This is a genomic window from Arthrobacter sp. efr-133-R2A-120, from assembly GCF_030209835.1.
GTDB lineage: Bacteria > Actinomycetota > Actinomycetes > Actinomycetales > Micrococcaceae > Arthrobacter.
The window spans coordinates 1-1,468 of sequence record NZ_JARVRF010000079.1 but is presented as its reverse complement, the minus strand read 5'-3'; the positions used below and the strand labels follow the sequence as shown (position 1 = coordinate 1,468).

Annotated in this window: 1 protein-coding gene; it reads right to left on the bottom strand. The window is 63.5% G+C overall.

Annotated features, from left to right (window positions below; genetic code table 11):
- Positions 1-17: 17 nt before the first annotated feature.
- On the bottom strand, positions 18-1,226 hold the full coding sequence (locus QRN52_RS23815) for an IS110 family RNA-guided transposase (RefSeq protein WP_284756338.1): 1,209 nt from the start codon (positions 1,224-1,226) through the stop codon (positions 18-20).
- Positions 1,227-1,468: the final 242 nt, after the last annotated feature.

Sequence of the window (1,468 nt, the reverse complement as noted above, 5' to 3'; positions counted from 1 at the left end):
TGATGCTCCTATAGCTGTCAATGGTCGTTGAGCCAGCTTTCGTAGCGTTGGTGAAAGGCGTCATCGCGTGTGAGTCCGCGTTCGAGCCGGGATAGGGCACTGGGCCAGGCGTGGAGGTTGTCGGCGGCGGTTTGCAGGGTGATGTTTTTGGCTTTTCTCAGTGCACGGAGGGCCCCGGCGTCCGGGGCCGGCTGCGGGTGGAGGAGCTGCTCGTAGATTTCGCGGGCGATGTAGCGTTTGAGGCAGCGCATGATTTCCTTGGTGTTTTTGCCTTCATGCCGTCGCCTGGCCACATAGTTTTTGGTCCGGGTGTCGCTCTTCATCCGGACCAGAGCGACGTGGTGGATGGCTTTGTTTGCCTGCCTGTCACCGCCCCGGCTGAGCCGGTGGCGGATGGTTTTCCCGGAAGACGCAGGGACAGGCGCGACGCCCACGAGGGAGGCGAATTTCGCTTCGGTGCCGATCCGTTCGGGGTTGTCTCCCACGGTGACGAGCAGCTGGCTCGCGACCTCGGTGCCCACACCGTGCAGGTCCCGGAGCATCGGGGCGTGGAGGGTGATGACCGCGTCAAGTTCGCCATCGATCAGGGCCAGTTCGTCATCCAGGTGGCGGTACCGGATCGCGAGGCGCTTGAGCACGATGGCGGTCGCGTATGCTGGCTCAACCGGGTTCCCGGCGGGTCTGCTCTTCTCCAGCGCGCTCATCAGCGCGGCACGGGCCAGGTCGCGGTATTTGGCCCGGATGGCCTCGGGCGCCGAGACGAGGATGCTTTTGATCTGGGTCATGACCGCAACCCTGGCACGCATCGCGGTTGTTCTCTCGGCCCGCAGGACCCGCAGGGATTCCACGGCCCCGTCCCGGGATTTCGGCGTCGCGACCCTGCTGCCGGAGAGCGCGGCTTCCGCGGCCTGGTAGGCATCCAACGGGTCTGATTTGCCCCGCAGCCGGCGCCCTTGCCGGTTCGGACGCATCACCTCCAGCACCTGGAGGCCCTCACGGCTCAGGACTCGTGAAAGCTCGGCCCCGTAGCTGCCGGTGCCTTCCACCCCGACGGCGGTGACCGGACCAAATCCGGTGATGAACTCCATGATCTTCCGATACCCGGAACCGACGGCCAGGAACTCCCGGTCCGCGAGATGCTCGCCGGTTTCGCTGATCACGGCGACGTGATGGGTATCGGCATGCGTATCGATCCCGGCGATGACTTTCCGACGTGGTTTTGCCATGATGAAACTGCCCTGACCTTTCCGTTGCGTGCGATGGAACATGGAGGTGGGCACGCCGGCCGGGTGGGCAGACAAGACAGTAATGGGACTCTTTGAGCAGGCTCCTATGAGGTCATGTCCACCCGGTCACCGCGCTTACTGCAGTTGTGCTGCGGCGGACAGATCAAAATGAAGACAAACCGCAAGGGCGTCAGTCGGACCCAGAGTCACACCGCAACACAACCAATTCCATCATTACTGTC

Excerpts from the sequence above, each read along its gene's own strand:
- QRN52_RS23815 (WP_284756338.1), bottom strand. The coding sequence starts at position 1,226 with ATGGCAAAACCACGTCGGAAAGTCATCGCCGGGATCGATACGCATGCC.